The organism is Paenibacillus rigui, from assembly GCF_002234615.1.
GTDB classification, from domain to species: domain Bacteria; phylum Bacillota; class Bacilli; order Paenibacillales; family NBRC-103111; genus Paenibacillus_S; species Paenibacillus_S rigui.
In genome coordinates this window covers 23,152-44,178 of sequence record NZ_NMQW01000019.1, presented here as the reverse complement: position 1 = coordinate 44,178, position 21,027 = coordinate 23,152, and the positions used below count along the sequence as shown (strand labels likewise).

Here is a 21,027-nt window from a genome sequence, read left to right as displayed (position 1 = left end):
AAGGAATGGCGCTAGTGGCTATCATTGAAGTATCCCAACTGACGAAATCGTACGGCACGCTGGATGTGCTGAAGCAGATTTCATTTGATGTGCATAAAAATGATGTGATCGCACTCATCGGCCCTTCGGGCTCGGGGAAAAGCACGATGCTCCGAAGCCTCGTGCATCTGGAACAAATCAACGGCGGCAGCATCCGGATTGCCGGTGAGGCGCTCGTGCAGGACGGGGTCTATTCCAAGCCGCAGGAGATCAAACGGATGACGTCGAGAATGGGAATGGTGTTTCAGCATTTCAACCTCTTTCCGCATTTGACGGTGCAGGAAAATTTGGAGCTCGCTCCCAAAGTGGTCAAAGGGGAGTCGGCCTCGGACATCCGTAAGCGAAGCAGCGAGCTGCTCGACAAGGTCGGCCTGTCCGGGCGGGCAACCTATTACCCGGCCAAGCTATCCGGCGGACAGAAGCAGCGGGTTGCGATCGCGCGGGCGCTGATGATGAATCCCGAAATCCTGCTGTTCGACGAGCCAACCTCGGCCTTGGACCCGGAATTGACGGGCGAGGTGCTGCAGGTGATGAGGAAGCTGGCGGAGGAGCACATGACGATGATCGTTGTCACGCACGAAATGGGTTTTGCCCGTGAGGTGGCGAACCGGGTTATATTCATTGATCAGGGCGAGATCGTAGAGTCGGGCTCCCCGGAGCAGATCTTTACCCATCCGCAGCACGAGCGGACGAAGGCTTTCTTGAACCGCAGCCTGTAGACGCTGTCCGGTTCGGCAGCCGTTCCTTGGGACGGCTTCAACCTTCGGGGTCAAATTCTTCAATTCACACAAAGAACAGCTTCTTGCAGGTCATGGAACAAGGACCGCAGAAGCTGTTCTTTTTTTTGCATATTCGAATCGCCGGAAGCGGTTAGTGAATATCTTTTTTCTTGAACCGTCCGCCCTTGACGTCATGGATGTTGCCGATGGCCAGGAACGCGTTCGGATCGTTCTCGTCCACGATCGTTTTCAGCTTGGCTTCCTCCAGGCGGGTAATGACGCTGAAAATGACCTTTTTATTATCGCCGCTGAAGGCGCCTTCGCCATGCAGGTAGGTGACGCCGCGGCCAAGCCGGAAGGTGATGGCCTGCCCGATTTTCTCATACTCGTCGCTGATGATCCAGACCGACTTGGATTGATCCAGGCCCTCGATCGTAATGTCGATCATTTTGGAGGCAACGAAGTACGCAATCAGCGAGTACATCGCATGATCCCAGCCGAAGACGAAGCCGGCGCTGCTCAGGATGAACAGGTTGAAAAACATGACGATTTCGCCTACGGAGAAGGGCGTTTTTTTGCTGAACAAAATCGCTACGATCTCCGTTCCGTCAAGCGATCCCCCGGAGCGGATCACAAGGCCTACGCCGATGCCAAGAATGATGCCGCCGAACACGGCCGCGAGCAGCGGGTCGATCGTTATCGGCTGAATCGGATGCAGCAGCTGGCTTCCGATGGACATGAGGACAACCGAGAACAAGGTGGAGAAGGCAAAGGTTTTGCCGATTTGCTTGTAGCCGATCATCAGGAACGGCAAATTCAGCAGGACCAGAAACACGCTTAACGGAATATGCAGCAAATGGGACAAAATAATGGAAATACCTACGATGCCGCCATCGATAATATTGTTAGGGACCAGGAAAATTTCAAGTCCTACGGAGAAAAGCAGCGAGCCGATGACCATAAAGAAGGCGCGGCGCAAAAATTTGGTTCGGGCAACTCTCTGGTGCTGGGCCGTAATCTGTTCTTGCGACAGGGGTGTGCTTGTCAATGAAATCTCCTCTTTTCTTCTCATTCAATTCCTGTTGGGCTAGGTTGAATGAGAATAAGCCACATAAGCCGAGGTGAATTTCAAAGGGGCCAGCATATACTTCCTGAGTCGTTCTCGGAGCTTCGAGTATAGAAAGACGACAAATAAAACGTATAACAGAGGGAAGCAAGGATCCGGCTCGTCTTCCCAGTCCTTCCAGGGCATAGCGGGATATATCGCAGGAACGGAGGGTTGGGAGGACTCTGATTTGATCCGCATGAAAGCGGGCGTTTCATTCATCTGGCTTACGACATGCTCTCCGAAGCTAATATTTTGCGAGATGGGAGGCGTGAGCGGAAAGAGGAAAAAACCGACAACAATCCATACCAGAATGATCCAATGCCGGTGGCGTCGGTTATTCATCAGCGGTTCCCCTCCTTCCTTTCCGAATCTATGAAGTCATTAAAATTTTATCATTATTTCATAAGGTCAGTAAAGCTTGGAAGATTGGAAAGCCTGAGTTGCGGACCCGGGACGGCTGGGTTATAGTCATTTCAAGTAGGTGCAAGGAGGTTCTGCCATGACGATCCAGCTGCATTCGTTGTTTCGCCCCGTACAAGCGAACGGAAGAGTCGCTACCCATACTTATGTCGAATGGCTGCCCTCGGCTGTCATGCAGCCGTATGTATCGTGTTATTGGGCGTCGGAGCCCTATGAATCGGGAGCAGCGGTCCTCATGCCGGGTGGCGAAGGAACGGACAGGGTGCTTCCGGACGGGTGTACCGATCTTTTGTTCGAGCAGGACAGGGAAGGCAATCATTTCCGGGTTTCCTATTGCGGCATGTTCGATCAAGCGTTCACCATCGCATATGACAAGCACCGGCCGGTGCACAAGTATGGCGTCCGCTTTTTTCCCGGGGGTGCACATGCCTTATTGAAGCTGCCGACAGCGGAATTTACAAACCGGCTCGTGCCCTTAGCCTGCCTATGGCCGAGAGATATGGAAGAGCTGGGCGGTCGGATCGTGCAGGAACCGTCGATGGAGGCCAAGATTCGGAGGATAGAGGAATACTTGATCTCGCTGCTCAAGGTGAAGGGTGCCGGAACGGATGCCCTCATGCAAAACCTGCTGCACCGCATCTTCGTGTCCGGGGGAAACATCCGTATCCGGGAGCTGGCAGAGGCGGAAGCCATTAGCGCCCGTCAGATGAACCGGAAGTTCGATCAATGGATCGGTATGGGTCCCAAAAGGTTCAGTGAAATCGTCCGATTTCAGGCGATTGTTCGAGCCATTCGGGATGGGCAGCAGCTGAACTGGAGCGAGCTTGCGCTGCAATACGGCTTTTTCGACCAGGCGCATTTGATCCGGGAGTTTCGCCGATTTTATGGAGATACGCCGGGAGCGGCGATGGAGGAATACCGGAACTTGTCCGTTTTATCCAATGCCTGAGCCCGTGTTCCAGGTATAATGAAATTATAGAAAGATAAATAACCTCTGAAGAGGAAAGGATGAAGAGCATGAGCGGTGTACTGGAAATTCGGAACCATCTACTCGAGGAATTGGAACTGGCGGTACGGACAAGCGAGGGGCTGATCCGGCGTATACAGCAGGAGCAGTGGGATTACCGTCCTCAGGACAATATGCGCACGCTGCTGGAGCTCGTTCATCATCTGGTGATGATCCCGGCATCGGATTTGGCGATTTTACAGGAGAAGCCGCAGCCGGAGGTTGAGAAGCTGGAAACCAGCTTGGCGGATGTGAGGGACACCGCGGCATTGGCGGAGCAGTTCAGGCGGAATTTCGAGGCGGCGAAGCACTACTTTGAATCGCTGTCGGAGGAGGAGCTGCTGCATAAGTCCACCAAGGCATTCTATCTGGAGCATGGCGCGGTACAGAGCAAATGGCTGATTGAAATCGTAACCCACACGTTCCACCATCGTTCCCAGCTTTACAATTACTTGAAGCAGCTCGGACATGACCTGAACTTTTTTGTATTGTACAGCTAATATCGACAGGAGGCTGGGGAGTATGAGTGAGGTTTACCCATCCAGGACATGGAGTATTTCTATCCAATGCCCGCCTGAGCGGGTGTATGCGTATGTATACGATCTGCGTCATTTTCCGGCATGGGCGGTCTCCTTCGGCTTGTCCTCCATAGAGGCTTCCGAAGGAAAAGGGGTCATAGAAACGCCGGAGGGCCCTTTAACGATGCAATTCGTCCCGAAAAATACGCTTGGCGTACTGGATCATGACGTGACGCTTCCTTCCGGCGAAATCAACCGGATTCCGATGCGCGTCATTGCTAACGGAACGGGCTCCGAGGTCCTCTTCACGCTGTTTCGACTGCCCGGCGTTTCCGAGGAAGCATTTCAGCGGGATCAGGTGATGGTAGAGCGGGACCTGCTGTCGTTGAAGGGCATTATGGAAAATTAGTCGCCCCGGATCGTTAGCTAGCTGGCAGACGATGAACCGGCAATAAGGATAGCACGGGGACTGCACGAAGGCGTAATCGCCCTCATGCAGTCCCTTTTTTGATTGCCATTCACCTGTTTATCCGCCTACGCGACGAGCGTACTCCTCCGGCGTTTCGCCGATGATGGTTTTGAAATCTTTAATAAAATGAGACTGATCATAGTATCCCAGATCCAGCGACAGCTTCAGCCAATCCACTACCCGTCCCTGATCCGCCTGCTCGGCGGCATGATGGAGCCGGTACAGCTTGATCACCCATTTGGGGCTGACGCCGACGTACTGCTCGAAGAGGCGCTGCAGCTTTCTTTTGTGCATAGGAAGGCATTCGGCCAGGTGGTCTACCTTCGTAATATCAGGCTGTTCCTTGATCCGGTCAATGATGTCCTCGATCAGCAGGATCGTGTCATCTCTCGCAGGGAGCTTCGGGCGGATGAATTGTTCGGCGAGCCGGATCATGGCTTCATCGTGCTCCAGAGCCAATAGCTGCCGCTCGATGTCACGGGCCTCGATATCGAACACACGGTCTATATCCAGAGGCTTGTCCAACAGCTCGGAAACCGGCTGCTGCAGGAAAGGGTAAAACCCGCCGGGCTTGAACTTGGCGCCGAAGACGCAGCCTTTGCCCTGCAAAAGATAAGAAAATTTGCCTTTGGCTGCACCGAAGATAGCTGTTTTATCCCGCTCAATGACCAGGTTCACACAAGGATTCGGAACGACATCCTGCAAATACGGCTCTTGTCCGGTCAGGTCCCAGCTGACAATCCAAAAATGCTTGATGAAGAAAGCGATATCGTCGGAAGGAGTATAGCGGGACAAGCGAAATTTCGTTTCGCTGCCCTTGAGATTCAGCACACCCATGCTGGGCTGGCCGGGGAAACTCTTTTGTACGGATCCATTCATCGTTTATCCTCCTCATCATTTCCGATTTTGTCGCGTTTTTACAATACTTGTATGCTAGCAAAAAACTATAGTTATAGTAAAGCATTAACGGGAGGCTCCCGACCTTGCTTGCAGCGAGGACATGCTGAAGGACCATTTGACGATAAGGAGCGAGTGAATATGGAATTGAGGTACGAATTTTATATCGGCGCACAGCCTGAGCAGGTATGGGACGTATTGGTTTCACCGGAGGGTGTGAGAGAGACACTGTTCGGCTGTACGCTGGAAACGACGTTTGAGGCCGGGGCTCCTTTTCAGTACGTAGGACCAGGCAATGACGGGGACCAAACGGTACACGTGTACGGTACTATTGCGGCTTGCGAGCCTCACAAGGTGTTCAGCTATTATGAGCATCCGGGACCTTCCTACCATGCGAATCATGAGGAGCTTCAGTCCAGAGTGACCTTTACCTTGGAGCCTTCGGGTCAATGCACGAAGCTGACGCTCGTCAATGATCAATGGACGCCGGACCATCCGTCCTTCCCTAACACGCAGAAGCATTGGTGGATGATCCTGAGCAATATGAAGACCTATGCGGAGACAGGGAAAACGCTGCAATTCGCTTGGTAACGCCGTCCATATGCTCATAGGGGGAGCCTTGTGACCCTCGGCAGCATTTCTTGACCTCAGAGATTGCCCCGAATCGTATCCATTTCCTATAAAATGGAACATTTCCCAGTCCGGCCTCGTCTATCCTTTCATCAAGCATAGATTGGGGGAAGGGGTAGAGCGATGAGAAAGAGACAAGGATTCATCCTGCTGTATACGATCGTATGGATATGTATGGTGATGACGGTATGGCTGCCGAAGGAAGCATACGCTTGCTCCTGCGCCATGCCGGCCTCCGTGCAGGAGGAGCTTCAGCGGAGCGAGGCGGTTTTTTCGGGGAAAGTCATAGGCATCACGGAAAAGAAAGGGCTGCTCCGCTCCAGCGCGGATCCGCTGAAAGTGCAGGTGTCCGTGTCCAATGTATGGAAAGGAGCGATCGCCCCGGAGGCTACCGTGTACACGGCGCTAAGCTCCGCGAGCTGCGGCTACGGCTTCCAGCCGAACACCGAGTATTTGATCTACGCGGGGCGGGATGCTGACGGCCAGCTGCAGACGAATTTGTGCAGCAGAACGAAGCCTCTGGCCAAGGCGGAGGAGGATTTGACCGCACTGGGAACGGGGCAAGGCCCAACCGGACAGAAGGCGGCCCTGAGCGGTCAGAGCCCATGGGTGCCATGGGCAGGGGCGCTTGGTGCTTTGGTCATCGTATACGTTCTGGGGAGAACGGTGACGGTTATGGTGTACGGGTACTACCTGACCCGCAAGCATCTGCCGGATTTAATCCGTGCCCACAAAACCTTGCAGCACGAGGAGCTGCCTTCGGAGATTCACTTCGGCGTAAAGGATAAGAAGCGGAAGCCGGTGCCGGAGCTCATCGGCCTGGCTGCAGCCGCTGTTGCAGCGGTAATCGTATATTACGTGCTCCGCTGACGGCAGCTCAATGGAAGGAGTCAGGCTGGCACGTCGTTCTTAATGTTGTCCTTAAGATAGAGCATGAGCAATAGTTATGAGAAAAAGCACCTGCTGATTTATCAGCAGGTCCAATAGCGAAGAGGGTAAGCAGAAGCCGACTGCTTACCCTCTTTTTGGTCTTCCAACACGCGCGAAGCCCGGGCGTGCGCTGCGCCGCTGCGAGGCAGCCGATCCTTTTTTGAACGCAGGGGAGGGAAAGGCAGAAGACGGCGTACGGCAGGCAGGGTAGAGCCGTCTTCCGAACCGTCCCTGCCGGTGTTTAACGTTTGCGGCCTGTGGCCGGTGCTCGTTTGGCTTTGTTGCAGACGAGACGGTAGTGCTTGCCGTAGCCTCTGGCGTAGGCGACAATTTTGCGGATCATTCGCCGATCCGGCAGCTTGGTGAACGGGCACGGATCCGGGCTCGTGTTCACTTCGAGAATCCAGGGCCTCAGGCTGCGGTCGATGGCCACGTCAAGCCCAAGCTCATTGAGGGCGGGGTAGGTACGGCTCAGTTGGGCTGCGGTCACGCGCGCTATCCGGTTCATCAGCCGAATGAGCCGGCCGGCCCCGGCTTTCCCGCCATGAGGGGTGAGCAGCGCAGCCGCAGGGTAGATCGTACCGCCCTGGCTGCCGTTGGTCACGATTTTGAGCGGATGGGCGACCCGGCCGGCAATGCCTGTAGGCTCCCAGCGTCGCGATGGGCTGCGCTGGATCATCACCCGGAAGTCGAACGGACGATGACCGTGCCGGAGCACGTGAATTCCTTTCTGAACCAGGTAGCGCCTGCGGCCGATCCGCTGCTGAAGCGAGCGGAATAGTGCCGGAAAGCCCGGGAAGCTAAAACGGCGCGTGCCGCTCTGATAGCTGTAGGCGAGGCCTTTTTTCTCCACCTTGATGACGCCGATACCGAGTGAGCCGATGTCGGGCTTGACGTAGACCATGCCGTTCTTCTCCAGCATGCGGCGAAGCGTCTCGCGGTGAAATAGACGGGTAACCGGGACATATCGGGTCAGCTCGCGGCTGCGGAGCACGACTCGGGTTTTGGCCATTTTACTGGGAATGTTTTGACGCCTATCCTTCATCCGTATAAACCGCCTTCCTGTAGCATCTTCGTTCCTTTTCCATGATACGGGGCTGGGTGCGCTTAGGTGAGCCTATCCATATGTCGAATCACCCATTTCCTTCCAAAGGCGAGAGCGGGAATGAACGCAGCAAGGACAACACGCATATCGTATACAGTCGGGAAGTGTGAAGTGATCCGGCAAATCAGGATAGGGGGAGTCTGCGAATGCAGGGGTCACCAGCTCTACAGCAAACGGTCGAACGGATGGCGCATCGCTATCCTTGGTATGCGGGGATGGCGGGCTTGCAGCAGCCCTACGATGCTTCGGGTGTAGCCTGGGGTCGACTGCCGCTAATCACGTCTTCCGTTCTTGAAGCTCATTACTATACGGAGTTGAATCCGCTGACAAACCGTGCGGATCTGTACTGCTACCAAACGTCGGGTACCAGCTCCAACCGCCGCAAAAAAATTTATTATTCCCCATCGGATGAAGAGGCGTATATCCGCATCAAGCTGGATGTTTTTCAGAGGCTGGTCGGCTCGAAGGGGTATTGCCGCGCGATGTCCGATATGGGGACAGGGCATGCGGAGGCGACGGCTGTCGATGTATTTCAAAGGCTGGGCATGGAGGTGGAGTCGGTTTCCTTCCGGCTGCCGATCGAGCGGCATTTGGAACGGCTGGCTGCCTTTAAGCCGGAGGTGCTGTATACGATGCCGTCGATTCTGGACCGGATTCTGCTTGCATCGGAGGAGCCTGCTGCATATGGCATCCGGCAGGTGGTATTGGTCGGCGAGATTGCTTCCCCCGGCTGGATTCAGCGGGCTGCCGAACGGCTCGGCATCGGCGTGGAACAGATAACGGATACGTACGGGTCCATCGAAATCGGTACGATCGCTTATTTCTCCCACGAGCATGGACGGTACCTGTTTGCCGAGGGCATTGCTGCGGAGGCGGTACCGGCGGAAGCACTCAGAGACGGCTTCGAGCCGCTGCCGGAGGGGGAGCAGGTGCTGGTGCTGACCTCGACGGTCAGAGAGGCCTTTCCTGCGCTGCGGTATGTTACTTACGACGTGGTGCGCGATTTTGACACCGTCATGGTGGACGGGGTGCCCAGGCCAAGCTTTGGGAGCTTGGTGAAGCGCATCGGGCCGGATCTGAAGCATGGAGAAAAAATTAGCATTTACGATATCGAGGACGTCGTATGCCAACATTTAAGCGATGCGAGTGTCAGGGTCAAAGTAGTGGGAAACGCCTTGGGCGTGCACGTCTACAGCCCGAACGCGAAGCAGGAGATACTTGACCGGATCCGTCGCGATCTGGAGCATCGCATTCCCGAGATTGGCGTCATGATCGGGGCCGGCATTCTGGAAGGCATTCAGGTTACGGCCGACGTGTTTGAAGATCTGGAGCGGCGAGCGGCAGTGAAGAATAAAAAGATTTTTTACGAATAAGTAATCCAATCGTTTTTCAGCAGCTAAGACTTTGACAAACACATGCCATTTGGAACGATGGTGAAGCCGTGTATCTCTTGGCATGGAGTCTGCAGCGCATAGGAGGGCTCAGCTTGAAACTGGAAGGCGGTATTGTAGAAGCGATTGGCAGCACTCCGCTTATCGGACTCAACCGGCTGTTCGAAGGCGAAGCATTTCGAGTGTTCGGGAAGCTGGAATGGATGAACCCGGGCGGGAGCGCGAAGGATAGGCCGGCACTGTATATGGTCCGGGAGGCGATGAGGCGGGGCGAGATTACAAGTGAAACCGTCGTCATCGAATCCAGCTCGGGCAATTTGGCGATTAGCCTTGCCCAATTGTGCTGTTATGCGGGGCTGCGGTTTATTTGTGTCGTGGACCCGCGTACGACAGAACAGCATAAGCAGATCATCCGCAGCTTTCATGGGGAGATCGATTTGGTGACGGAGCCGGACCGGGAGACGGGCGAATTTCTGCCTGCCCGTATCCGCCGGGTGAAGGAGCTGCAGCAGCAAATCCCGAATGCGTATTGGACCAATCAGTACGGGAACCCGGATAACTATTTGGCGCATGCGGAAACGACAATGAAGGAGATCGGGGATGCATTGGGACCGATCGATTATTTGTTCTGCGGCGTCAGCTCCTGCGGTACGATCCGCGGCTGTATGGAATATATCCGCAGCCGCGGGTGGCCGACGCGGATCGTCGCGGTGGATGCGGAGGGCAGCGTGATCTTTGGCGGACAGAAGGGACCGCGCAAGTTTCCCGGGCTTGGCGCGGGCATGACGCCGCCGCTGCATCGGGATGACCTGGCGGACCTTGTGCTGCACATGTCCGACACCGACTGCGTGCGCGGCTGCAGGGAGCTGGTGCGGCGCGAAGCGATTCTGGCCGGGGCCTCGTCGGGGGCGGTGGTCTCCGCGATCTGTAAACTAAGCGATAGCATCCCTGCGGGAGCGGTATGCGCGGCGATCCTGCCCGACCGCGGCGAGAGATACCTGGATACCGTCTACAATGACGAGTGGGTACGGCGGGAGCTGGGGGCAGACCCCGTGTCCTGGAAAGGTGGAGGCGCATGATTTACTTGAACGACGAAACGATACGCGGCATAGGCATCGATTGGCCAAGGCTTGTCGGCATCGTAGAGGAGGTCGCGGCGATCAAGGAGCGGGGCGACTGCGCCCATCCGTTGAAGCCGTATTTGCGGTTCGGCGATCCGGTCAACCGGATCATTGCCATGCCGGCCTATGTGGGCGGGAGCGTTCAGGCGGCCGGTATCAAGTGGGTGGCGAGCTTTCCGCACAATCGGCGCATAGGGCTGCCCCGTGCCCATAATACGCTCATATTGAATGATCCGGCCACCGGGGAGCCTGTGGCCTTTCTTCATAGCGGCCTGCTGAACGGCCTGCGGACGGCAGCGGTCAGCGGAAGCATCCTCCGCGCCTATGCAGCGGAGCGGCGCCCTGCGAAGGTGCGGCTCGGCCTGATCGGCTGGGGGCCGATCGGCCGTCTGCACCTGGAGATGGCCATCGCTCTGCTCGGTGACAAGCTGGAGCGCATTACCCTGTATGACCTGAACGGCATGGACCCGGGCACGGTCCCTGCATCCGTGCGCGGCATCACGGACATTGCCGACGATTGGCGGCCTGTGTACCGCGGGTCCAGCGTCATCGCGACCTGCACGGTCGCCGCGGAGCGGTACATCGATGAAGCGCCGCCCGCGGGCGCGCTGCTGCTTAACGTCTCGCTGCGCGATTACAAGCCAGACAGCGTAGCGAAGGTGAAGGCCATCATCGTCGATGATTGGCAGGAGGTATGCCGCGAGAATACGGATATCGAGCAGCTGCATGTGCAGCACGGCCTGCAGGAATCGGATACCCTCACGATTCCGCAGGTGCTGTTCCATGGCGCTCTGTCCCGTTTTGACGCAGAGGAGCCGGTTTATTTTAACCCGATGGGGCTGGCTGTCTTTGACATTGGTATTGCGGATTATTATGTGGGCGAAGCGCTGCGCCTAGGGAAGGGAACGAGGCTGAAGGTCTGAGGAGGGATCCGCTGATAACACGCTGGGCATAGCTTGCCGCGGGTTCCCAGACATAGCAAAGCAGGAGAGGAGTGCTGCTGCGAAGCACTCCTTCTTTTGGTTAGGCCGGTCGGGCTGTTCATGTGCAATGGGCAGTCATAGCCGGCTTGCTTGATTTATGATGATGGCTTGGGCCGATGAACAGCGAATAAACGATAATGTAGACAATATATATTCCTTATTCGCTTACTACATTTTACAGTTCATTTTTCATAGATTTGGCGAGCTCGGCTATCGTCTGATTTCTCAGATGCTGTTCCATTTTTTCTTCTGCGGCTAGTACCACCTGCTGAATCGCACATTCGGGTCCATGGTTCAAGCTGCAATCAAACAAGGAAGCATTCCCTTCAATTGCGTGAATAATATCAAGGAACGAGATGCTTTCCCAGTTCCTCTTCAGACTGTATCCGCCGTTGGCTCCTGATATGGATTCAATCATGCCTGCCTTGGCGAGCTTGGTTAAGATCTTGGAAAGATAGGTAGGGGAAACGTCCTGCCGTTCTGCCAGCTGCTGCACGCCGATCGGTTTGTTGGGAGTTATGGCCGCAAGAAAGAGCATGGTGTGAAGGGCGTAATTCGTTGCCTTGGAGTACTTCATTCGGGATCATCCGCCTCAATAAAAGAATTTACGTATCCATAATAACTTTAACGCCAGGCAACGTCAATGCAATCCCCGACTTGAGACTAGGCTCCGTCACCGTCGCCGGTCTGTTTTTCTTTCCACAGGCAAGCCTTACAATAAAGGCATGAACGATGGAAGGGAGAACAACTCATATGAAAAAAATATACCGCTCGATTTCAAATAGCAGATTAACCGGCCTGTGCGGAGGGATTTCGGAATACCTGGGGATCAACGCCACTCTTGTCCGCATGTTGATGATCATTGCCGCTTTCTGCAGCTTCGGGACAACTGTACTGCTGTACTTTATTGCGAGCCTGATCATCCCGAAGGATGCTTATATCCATCACGTGTCTTAAGATGAAGTGAGGCTGCCACAGCAGGGGAGGAACCCTCCTGTCGGCCGATAAACGGTTTCGAGCCGGAGACGGGATGAATGGAATGCAGCAGAAGCTCCCCTCCCGTGAACGCGAGGCGGGGAGCTTTTGCTGCATATACCGTTAGCCTTGGGCTTTGCGGTAAGCGGAGTGCATCGTCGGTCCAACGAACGAGTTGATCGGGAAGCCGTGGCGGATCGCCTCGGAGATGAACGCCTTTGCGGTGCGTACGGCCTCTTTCACTTCGCTGCCCTTGGCTAACTCAGCCGTGACAGCGGCGGAATAGGTGCAGCCTGCACCATGCGTGTAGCCGGTCGAAATTTTGTCCGACTCGAACAGCTCGAAGGTCGTGCCATCGTAGAGCAGGTCGACGGCTTGCGGATGCTCCAGCTTGGCGCCGCCCTTGATCAGCACGTAGCTCACGCCGGTCTCGCGGATGATGCGGGCGGCTTCTTTCATATCCTCCAGCGTACGGATCGGTGATGTGTCCGCGAGCTGTGCAGCTTCGAACAGGTTCGGCGTTACGACATCCGCCAGCGGCACCAGCAGCTCCCGCAGCGCTACGGTCGATTCCGGGTGGAGCGCCTCGTCATTGCCCTTGCAAACCATCACCGGATCGATGACGATGCGCTGCAGTCCCTTGGACTTGATGGTGTGGGCTACCAGCTCGATCAGCTCAACGGAACCGAGCATGCCGGTTTTCATCGCGTCGATGCCGATGCCGTCCAGCACGGTTTTCAGCTGCTCTTCCACCGTGGACAGAGCAATCGGGAATACCCCGTGGGACCAGCCGTTGAACGGGTCCATCGTTACCACCGTCGTCAAGACGGTCATGCCGTAAACGTCACGCTCCTGGAACGTTTTCAAATCCGCCTGGATTCCGGCGCCGCCGCTCGTGTCCGAGCCGGCTATCGTTAGTACTTTTTTTAGGCTCAAGGTACTCGTCTCCTTTATAATCACGAATGTAATGCACAACACATGTTATATATTTATCCTACGGATTTCGACACGAGATTACAACCCGCAATTTTCACTGCCAGTCGGGCAGATCGGGGTTCGAGGTGTTCGGTTTTCGTCCACACCCTAATAGGCGATTCCTACTCTGGATCGAATATAGGCCGGATCGTCCAGCTGCGCGTAAGCGAAGGCGGCCGTATCCTGCACTGAAATTTGTTTGCCGTCCTCGGGCAGCAGATCCTTGGCTACCCGGTACGTCCCGGTGAACGCGCCGTCAGGCAAATAGGTCGGGCAGACGATGGTCCAATCCAGCTCTGACAGCCGCAAAGCTTCATAAGCTTTATGGTGCTCCTCGGCGGCACGGGTTAACGTGCGTCTGGATTCGCTGGACTGGTACCTCAGCAGGTCAGGCGAGACCCGGCTTTGCAAAATACCTGCGGTTCCGATGGTAATGATGCGCCGCACGCCGCTTTGGCTCATCGCGCGGATCAGGAGCGGCATCCCCTCGGATAAAGTGGAGGCTCCGTCCGTGCTTAAGGCGCTGATGACCGCGTGGGCGCCATGTACCGCAAGCTCCAGAGCCTGGGCTGCCAAAGCATTGCCCTGTATCACAGTGACGTTGTCCCCCGCAAGCTGCAGGTTTTCCGGTTGGCGTACCAGCAGCGTGACATGATGGCCATCACGGGCAGCGAGAGCCGCAATATGGGAACCGACGCGACCGGTCGCCCCCAAAATAACAAGATTCAACACAACCACGATCCTTTCCTCAGACAATCCTGCTTAGTATAGCATGAAAAGAAAACCCGCGTCCCTTATCCACAGCTTTATGCACACAGCCCACAGCTCCTGAAAGCAGGGTGTGTATAAGCCTCTAGGCTTCTACTCACATATCCACAGAGCAAGCTATCCACAGAATCGATTCAGGCTTAAGATAAGGAAATAGTGCCTTTGGCAAGGAGCGGATGCTTGCAGCAGCTTCTAACGGTGAGACGCGGCTCGCATCCAAATCGTTCAACTGAAGGGTACGATGTACTCCACGGCTTATCCCCATATTTATACACATTATTAACAGGGATTCAACCCTTGCTGTGCATAAAGGGAAGATCAGCTATCAACATATCCACAATTCACTTTGTCCACAGATTTAAAGCCCTAAACACAATGAAAAGACACCGCTTGTGCTTGCATTTAACATTCCAATAACAATCATCTGCTAAGTTGAAATAGAGAAGGTGAATAGCGGTTATTGTGATGAAGATGGGGGCGGAGAGCATGAAGCATGAATTGCACCACTACTGGGGCGCGAGAAAAATAATTCCTGCCGTACGCAGGCCGGAGGATTTGCAGGCGGCCTGCCGCGGAGACTGGCCTGCCGTGTTTTTGCTGATCGGGGATCTGTTTACGGTTGAAGATTACGTCGGCCAGGCGCTTCGTGCAGGCAAGAAGGTGTTCCTGCACGTCGATTTTATAACCGGGCTGGGTGGGGACCCGATTGTTATGAGGTTTATCGCGGAGCGGGTCCGGCCGACCGGCATTATTTCAACGAAAAGCCATTTCGTGAAGCATGCCAAAAAGAACGGGCTGTTAGCGATCCAGCGCCTTTTTCTCATCGATACGTCGGCCTTGGAGCATGGCATCCATAATATTTTGCAGAGCGAGCCCGATGCGGTTGAAATTATGCCAGGGCTTATCCCGCGTGTCATTACGACCTTGAGGGACCGTATTTCCCTGCCGATTATTGCCGGGGGGCTGATTCAAGAGCCGGGCGAGATTGAGATTGCGCTGCAAGCGGGCGCGAGCGCCGTGTCTATGGGGAGCAAGCATTTGTGGACGATGTAAGGGGTCAAGGGGGGCTTTACAATTTATTTAAGAGGGCTTGACGTTCCGATAACAAAACGCTGGTAAAGTAGGACTTGTAACGGACAAAAGAATAGGCAAGGGTACGAGTCGAGGAGAAAACCCTTTTATGCAACAGATGGACAACCCCATTGTTTTGGGGCGTCGTTTCCGTTTGATGGATAGAGGGTTTTTTGTGTTGTTCCGGGAAAGGAGGCGGCAGGGTTCATCTCAATCAGATGGGCGTATTGGCGCATTGTGCGGGAGAAGCGGGAATGGAAAGTCAATCATGAATGAAAGGGATGAAGGGACAATCATGAACAACAAGTTTGCCAAGCTAGTACGCATAGCCACGGCGGCAGCTATCGTCGGAAGTCTGGTACAGCCGCTCAGCTGGCTGCCCTCCGCACACGCGGCGGACGCGGGCAGAATCTCGCTGGAGGTTAACAAGACGTTAACCGCTCCGGTCATTGACGGCAAGCTGGATGAATCCATCTGGAAGATTGATCAGCCGTTAAATAAGAAGTCCGGACAAGGGACCTTTAAGGACGCCTCCTTCGGGCTGCTGTGGGACAATCAGTATTTGTATGTCGGGGTGAAAGCCGATGACGATACGCTGACCTCCAACGCAACAGGATATTGGTTTGAACAGGACAATATCAATATTTTCCTGGATCCTACGAAGCATCAATCGGCTCCCTTTGCCGCTGACGATATGCAGATCGGGCTCGTATATCAGCCGGGAACGGCAACGCCGGAATTCCACTTCGGAGCCGCGCCGAACAATCAAGGCAGCAAGGACGAGAAGAAAATTCTTCGTTCCATCAGCAAGACAAGCACGGGCTGGGCGATGGAAATGGCAGTGCCATGGAACATGCTGAACTTTGATCCTGTGCTGACCAAGCAGCTGGGCATCAATATCGGAGCGACGGACCGGTATGGCGCGGATTCCTCCGAGCAGCGGTCAAGCTTCTGGAGCGCTTACAATGAAGATACGTTCTGGAACAATACCGCCGGCTATGGGGTGATTACACTTTCAGACAGTCACCCGGTATCAGGCAATGTCAATCCGGTGCTGCTGAATGAGAACTTCGACAGCTATCCGACCGGCAGCACGCCGGACGGCTGGGTATCGGACGTTAACTCGGGCAGCAGTCCGTTTACGGTTGTTCAGGACACCTATGGCAACGGCAGGCTGACCTTTGATGGGAACGCGTCGGGCAAGCAAAGCCGGATCATCGCTCCGGTCCAATGGGACAATTACGCGATTGAGGCGGATGTGAAGTTCGACGCCTTCTTGAACACCGGCCGCTGGGCTTCCATTATGTTCCGGGCGCCGTCAACGGGCAAGACGCCGTATCCGCAAATGGCCATCAAGCAAAATGGAACCATTGAGACGGCCTACCGGAAACCGGATGGCAGCTGGTACTCTCCTACGCCTATAAGCGGCACGGGAGCTACCTTGCAAACGGGCAAAGATTACACGATGAAGCTCAGAGTGTTTGACAACAATGTCAAGCAATATTTGAAAATGAAGAGCGATGCGGACTTTACCGGCTACGGCGATAAAAACTTGACCTCTGAGGTGCTGCCGGAGAAGGGAAGAGTCGGGTTTCAGGGAGACCAGAGCAAGGTATCCTTCGATAATTTGAAGGTGACGAGAATTACGGCTGACCGGCTTGATATGACGGTATCCGCTTCATTAGAAGCTTTGACCGGCCCGGCCAGCGTCACGCACAGCGTCTATTTCTCGGACGGTATTACAGATTCCGTGCCGGCCGACCGGGTGAAGCTGTATTCGTCCGATGATAGTGTGATCAAAATTATCAACAACCAAATCTATCCTGTCAAAGAGGGAACAGCCAAAATCAAGGCGGTTTATTACAACGCGGAAACAGAGAAGACGATCACTGTGACGCGATCGACTACAGGGGTTCAGCTGACTTCCTTGAAGCATGACACAGGGTATGTTCTGGCAGTGTCCGGCCAAACGGTGGATTTGAGCGCCATTACCTTCCAGGGCAGCTATAACGATTTCTCCACGGCAGTGCTCCGGGGCGATCAACTCAACTGGTCATCGTCCTCCAATGCCGTGGTGATTGAGAACGGACAGCTGAAATCCGTATCGCAAAAGGGCGTCTATACGGTGACCGTGCAGAAGGATGGAGGCAGCATTGCCTTGACGGTGGTAGTCAAGGACCCGGCGGACAAGGAATACGTGCTGTATGAGCAAAATTTCGATTCGCTTCCGGACGGCTCCCTGCCGCCGGATTGGACAAGAATCGAGGGGACAACGGCTGCCGCCGCAGTCGTGAAATCGGGAGCTTTCGAGCTGGATGCGCGCACGAGCCCGGATAATCCCTCCAGGGTCCTGCTTCCAAGCTACTTAGGGGCATTCGGCAACTACAAGATCGAAGCGGATGTCACTCATCTGGCAGCGAACGATTCGGCAAGATGGCATTCCATCATGTATCGCATTCAAAATAATAATTATCCGTATTATCAAATGGCTGTAAGGCAGAATGCTTCTGCTAACGGGGTTGAGTTTGCTGAACGTACATCGTCCAACGGATGGAACGTGATGGAGAAAGCCTCGTACAGCGAGTCGATCCAGGCGGATAAAATGTATCATTATACGGTCATCGCGCTCGGCAATCGCGTGCAGCAGTGGATCAACGACCAAATGATCGTCGATACGGAAGCGGCGACAGCTTATGCCAAAGGTAGGATCGGATTTCAGTCCAACGGCAGCAAGATGAAGGTGGATAACATCCGGGTTACGCTGCAGGAAAGCGCGCTGCCGCCTACTCCGACGGAGAAATTCGTTAAGATGGCGACGCCGGATACGAAGATCGCTCTTGTGCCATCCGTAGCGGCGGAAATTCATTCGCTCGACGACTTGTCGGCGCTGAGCACAAGCTCCAAGCCTGCAGCTGTGATGCTGCATGTGACCGGTGATTTGCAGGTAACCGATCAGACTGGACAGACGAACATCGGCGGTCTGGATACGGTTATGGGTATCATTGGAACCTCTATGATTCCGACCTTCTATGTGAAGGATGAACAAGCCGTAGATCAGCTTGTGCAGTATCTGAAGGCACAGGCAATCGAGGACGCGTTTGTCGTCTCCGATCGGGGAGAGCTGGTGAAGCGGGCAAGGGAAGCGTATCCTATTCTACGCGGGATCATCGACTTCACGGCAAGAAGCGTCACGAAGGATAATTTGCTCGACATTCGGAGGGAAACGTCCGCGAACAATGCGCGGATTGCGATTTTGCCGCAGGCTGCTGCTGTTTCCAGAGACATGGTCGAATATCTGCAGCAAAGAGCGATCATGGTCTGGGGGCAGGAGGCGTCTGTTCAGGCGGAACGCACCCTGGTTATGCATAAGCTGATTACGGCGGGTGTAGACGGAATTATGACGGGAGCACCCCAAACGGCCGTCGATGCTTTCAAATTATATTCCCATAACACCACATTGATTCGGAAGCCGTTTATTTTGGCCCACCGCGGACTTCCTTCGCAGGCGCCGGAGGATACGATTGAGAGTAACATTCTTGGCCTGGATGCGGGCGGGGATTTTATCGAGAATGACATGTGGCTGTCCAAGGACGGGCATATTGTGATCGTCCACGACGACACACTGGACCGTACGACAAACGGCACAGGCAGTGTAGAGAATTTCACGTTGGAGCAGCTGAAGGCGCTCAATGCGAATAAACCGCATCCGGCGGGATTCCCGAACGTGAAGATCCCGACATGGGACGAGCAGATCGACCTGGCCCAATCAAAAGGAAAAATGGTCGAATCGGAGATCAAATCCTCCAAGCCGGAAATGGTTAATACGGTGATTCAGGTCATTAAGGACAAAAAAGCAGAAGACACGGTCAACATGATGTCCTTCAATACTGAGCAACTGATGCGCTTGCGTCAGCAAATGCCGGAAATGCCTACGGGACTGCTGGTCAATGGCATCACTTCTAACGAAACCAATGTAAACAAATCACTGCGGGATGCGATTCGAAATGTTCAGGGAACGAACGCAACCTTTAATGTAGGCTATTACAACATCGGCAAAAACTTCATGGAATCGGCGCATCACCATGGTCTGATCGTCTCGCCGTGGACAATCAATAACCAAAACGATTTCATCTCTATGTTTATGCTGGGGCCTTGGGGGATTACGACCGACTATGCCGACTATGCTTCGGACTGGGCGGCTTCCATCCAGCCGGAGAAGGATCAGTACGATCTGGCTCAAAATGACAGCCTCACCTTGTCTGCTTCTGTTGTTTCCTTCAAGGGAGCGAAGACAGCTGTCACACCGGAGATCGTCCTGCTGGACGGACAAGATGTCGTGAACGTGGACGGGGCCAAGATGACTGCGAAGAACGCAGGCACGGTTCATGCGCTGCTGAGAACGACACAAGTTATTGACACGAACAATCAATATGATATGTATTCGCAGCCCATTACTATTGAAGTCAAAGGCGGCCATAAGGGCCACAATAGTGGCAGTGGCAGCGGCGGCGGCGTAACCCCGACGGTTCCTGCGACTCCGAATGAAGGCTCGGTAAACGGTTCGGATGCCTCTAAGTCTATTCCGGATACCGTTGAAGCGACGGATGGCAAAGCGGATGCTTCCAAGCTGAAGGAATCATTAGGTGCACATACCAGGGTTCAGGTGAAGTTTACCGGAGATACGGTCACACTGCCGGCGGCAGGCGTGAGCAGTGCATCTGGTACAGACGGCAAGACGCTGCTGCTTACAGGCGATCACATCGCCTATACCTTGCCTTTGTCTGCATTGAAGCTGGATGCATTGGCACAGAAGCTGGGTGTTAGCGTCAACGACGTAACCCTTCGGTTCACGGCCAAGAAGCTGGAGGAAAGCGAAGCTGCAGCAGTAAGCGGCGCAGTAGCGGCAGCGGGCGGCAAGCTGGCTGCGGCTCCCGTGAAGTTTATCGCCGAGGCGACCGGCAAGGACGGCGCTGCGGTTCCGGCTGGTCTGGCTGCGGCAGAAGGTTCGCGTGAACTGACGCTGGACCGCGCGATGGACCCAAGCAAGGCGACGGGCGTAAAGTATGATCCGCAAACGAAGCAGCTTCAGTTCGTTCCGGCCCTGTTTACCGTGAAGGACGGGCAAACGATCGTGACGCTGAAGGGCAGCGGAGATGGTGTATTCACGATAATCGAAAACAACAAAAGCTTCGCCGATCTGGCGAACCATTGGGCTCAAGCGGACATCGAGCTGCTGGCTAACAAGCTCATTGTTGACGGCGCAGCCGAGAACCGCTTTGACCCGGACCGGCACATGACCCGCGCCGAATTCGCAGCGCTGCTGGTACGCGCTTTGGGCTTGGAGTCTGCGTCCGGCAAAGCAAGCTTCAGCGATGTGAAGGCTGCGGATTGGTATGCGGCACCAGTGGCTGCGGCGGCATCCGCAGGTCTGCTTGGAGGCTATGAGGACGGATCGTTCCGTCCGAATAAAGGAATCACCCGCGAGGAGCAGGCCGCGATGATGGTTCGGGCGATGGCCTACGCAGGCATCGACGCAGGTGTTTCCCCGGCGAAGCAGGATGAGGCGCTGGCTGCCTTCAAGGATGCGAAGCAGATCGTCTGGGCGAAGGCGGAGGTAGCCGCTGCGCTTCAGGCGGGGCTCCTGAACGGCATGACGACGGATACACTCGATTCGGCAAGCTATGCGACCCGCGCTCAATCGGCGGTTATGCTGAAGCGGCTCTTAAGCAAGGTAAATTATATAAACTAGCTGTTCCTGGCTTCCTGTATTGCACTGTATTGCACTGTCTTATCCTGTCCGAACCGGTACATCGTACCGGCTCGGACAGGATTTTTTTGTGCCGGGTTGGAATCCCCCGGCACCCATCTCTCCTCACGTACAAACATGCCATTCCTTGCCAGG

The 21,027-nt window shown here is 54.9% G+C and carries 19 protein-coding genes; 12 read left to right on the top strand and 7 right to left on the bottom strand.

Going from position 1 to position 21,027, the window contains the following annotated elements:
* Positions 1-14: 14 nt before the first annotated feature.
* Positions 15-758 (top strand): amino acid ABC transporter ATP-binding protein, encoded by a 744-nt coding sequence (locus CF651_RS14095; RefSeq protein WP_094015505.1) that lies wholly within the window; start codon positions 15-17, stop codon positions 756-758.
* A 151-nt stretch (positions 759-909) separates the two neighbouring features.
* On the opposite strand, the gene CF651_RS14090 is transcribed toward CF651_RS14095, so the two are convergent.
* The gene (locus tag CF651_RS14090) at positions 910-1,830 is read right to left on the bottom strand and encodes a YitT family protein (protein ID WP_094015504.1); all 921 of its coding nucleotides are present in this window, start codon (positions 1,828-1,830) and stop codon (positions 910-912) included.
* Between the two features lie 15 nt (positions 1,831-1,845).
* On the bottom strand, positions 1,846-2,208 hold the full coding sequence (locus tag CF651_RS14085; protein ID WP_094015503.1) for a hypothetical protein: 363 nt from the start codon (positions 2,206-2,208) through the stop codon (positions 1,846-1,848).
* Between the two features lie 157 nt (positions 2,209-2,365).
* On the opposite strand from CF651_RS14085, the gene CF651_RS14080 reads away from it, so the two are divergent.
* The 3 genes from CF651_RS14080 (at position 2,366) to CF651_RS14070 (ending at position 4,219) form a co-directional block, all read left to right on the top strand.
* Positions 2,366-3,235 (top strand): helix-turn-helix domain-containing protein, encoded by an 870-nt coding sequence (locus tag CF651_RS14080; protein ID WP_094015502.1) that lies wholly within the window; start codon positions 2,366-2,368, stop codon positions 3,233-3,235.
* Positions 3,236-3,303: 68 nt separating this feature from the next.
* Positions 3,304-3,792, top strand: coding sequence for a DinB family protein (locus CF651_RS14075; RefSeq protein ID WP_094015529.1), 489 nt, complete (start codon positions 3,304-3,306; stop codon positions 3,790-3,792).
* A 22-nt stretch (positions 3,793-3,814) separates the two neighbouring features.
* On the top strand, positions 3,815-4,219 hold the full coding sequence (locus tag CF651_RS14070) for an SRPBCC family protein (protein ID WP_094015501.1): 405 nt from the start codon (positions 3,815-3,817) through the stop codon (positions 4,217-4,219).
* A 117-nt stretch (positions 4,220-4,336) separates the two neighbouring features.
* Here the strand turns inward: CF651_RS14070 and CF651_RS14065 are convergent, their stop codons facing one another.
* Positions 4,337-5,158, bottom strand: a complete 822-nt coding sequence (locus tag CF651_RS14065) for an AraC family transcriptional regulator (protein WP_094015500.1) — start codon at positions 5,156-5,158, stop codon at positions 4,337-4,339.
* A 159-nt stretch (positions 5,159-5,317) separates the two neighbouring features.
* Here CF651_RS14065 and CF651_RS14060 point away from each other — a divergent pair, with 159 nt between their 5' ends.
* Together CF651_RS14060 and CF651_RS14055 are read left to right on the top strand one after the other, a co-directional pair.
* Positions 5,318-5,767 (top strand): SRPBCC family protein, encoded by a 450-nt coding sequence (locus CF651_RS14060; protein WP_094015499.1) that lies wholly within the window; start codon positions 5,318-5,320, stop codon positions 5,765-5,767.
* 162 nt (positions 5,768-5,929) lie between these two features.
* On the top strand, positions 5,930-6,676 hold the full coding sequence (locus CF651_RS14055) for a hypothetical protein (RefSeq protein ID WP_094015498.1): 747 nt from the start codon (positions 5,930-5,932) through the stop codon (positions 6,674-6,676).
* A gap of 301 nt (positions 6,677-6,977) precedes the next feature.
* Here the strand turns inward: CF651_RS14055 and CF651_RS14050 are convergent, their stop codons facing one another.
* Positions 6,978-7,781, bottom strand: coding sequence for a YheC/YheD family protein (locus CF651_RS14050; protein ID WP_094015497.1), 804 nt, complete (start codon positions 7,779-7,781; stop codon positions 6,978-6,980).
* Positions 7,782-7,987: 206 nt separating this feature from the next.
* On the opposite strand from CF651_RS14050, the gene CF651_RS14045 reads away from it, so the two are divergent.
* The 3 genes from CF651_RS14045 to CF651_RS14035 all read left to right on the top strand — a co-directional run bounded on the left by CF651_RS14045 (position 7,988) and on the right by CF651_RS14035 (position 11,276).
* The gene (locus tag CF651_RS14045; protein WP_245855905.1) at positions 7,988-9,214 is read left to right on the top strand and encodes a phenylacetate--CoA ligase family protein; all 1,227 of its coding nucleotides are present in this window, start codon (positions 7,988-7,990) and stop codon (positions 9,212-9,214) included.
* A 113-nt stretch (positions 9,215-9,327) separates the two neighbouring features.
* Positions 9,328-10,311 carry a 2,3-diaminopropionate biosynthesis protein SbnA gene (gene sbnA / locus CF651_RS14040; RefSeq protein ID WP_094015496.1) on the top strand — a complete coding sequence of 328 codons (984 nt, stop codon included), beginning with the start codon at positions 9,328-9,330 and terminating at the stop codon, positions 10,309-10,311.
* Positions 10,308-11,276 (top strand): 2,3-diaminopropionate biosynthesis protein SbnB, encoded by a 969-nt coding sequence (locus CF651_RS14035; RefSeq protein WP_094015495.1) that lies wholly within the window; start codon positions 10,308-10,310, stop codon positions 11,274-11,276. Before sbnA ends, CF651_RS14035 begins: the two co-directional genes overlap by 4 nt.
* Positions 11,277-11,511: 235 nt before the next feature.
* Here CF651_RS14035 and CF651_RS14030 read toward each other — a convergent pair whose 3' ends face one another.
* Positions 11,512-11,913, bottom strand: a complete 402-nt coding sequence (locus tag CF651_RS14030) for an Rrf2 family transcriptional regulator (RefSeq protein ID WP_094015494.1) — start codon at positions 11,911-11,913, stop codon at positions 11,512-11,514.
* Positions 11,914-12,089: 176 nt separating this feature from the next.
* On the opposite strand from CF651_RS14030, the gene CF651_RS14025 reads away from it, so the two are divergent.
* Positions 12,090-12,293 carry a PspC domain-containing protein gene (locus CF651_RS14025; protein ID WP_094015493.1) on the top strand — a complete coding sequence of 68 codons (204 nt, stop codon included), beginning with the start codon at positions 12,090-12,092 and terminating at the stop codon, positions 12,291-12,293.
* Between the two features lie 141 nt (positions 12,294-12,434).
* Here CF651_RS14025 and pdxK read toward each other — a convergent pair whose 3' ends face one another.
* Both pdxK and CF651_RS14015 read right to left on the bottom strand, forming a co-directional pair.
* Complete coding sequence (gene pdxK / locus CF651_RS14020; protein ID WP_094015492.1) at positions 12,435-13,247, bottom strand: pyridoxine/pyridoxal/pyridoxamine kinase; 813 nt, start codon at positions 13,245-13,247, stop codon at positions 12,435-12,437.
* A 147-nt stretch (positions 13,248-13,394) separates the two neighbouring features.
* A complete protein-coding gene (locus CF651_RS14015) occupies positions 13,395-14,015 on the bottom strand; it encodes an NAD(P)-dependent oxidoreductase (RefSeq protein ID WP_094015527.1) in 621 nt (206 codons plus the stop codon).
* A gap of 525 nt (positions 14,016-14,540) precedes the next feature.
* Here CF651_RS14015 and CF651_RS14010 point away from each other — a divergent pair.
* Together CF651_RS14010 and CF651_RS14005 are read left to right on the top strand one after the other, a co-directional pair.
* Entirely contained in the window at positions 14,541-15,107 is a 567-nt protein-coding gene (locus CF651_RS14010) for a glycerol-3-phosphate responsive antiterminator (RefSeq protein WP_094015491.1), read from the top strand.
* Between the two features lie 313 nt (positions 15,108-15,420).
* On the top strand, positions 15,421-20,874 hold the full coding sequence (locus CF651_RS14005; protein ID WP_094015526.1) for a glycerophosphodiester phosphodiesterase family protein: 5,454 nt from the start codon (positions 15,421-15,423) through the stop codon (positions 20,872-20,874).
* Positions 20,875-21,027 lie beyond the last annotated feature (153 nt).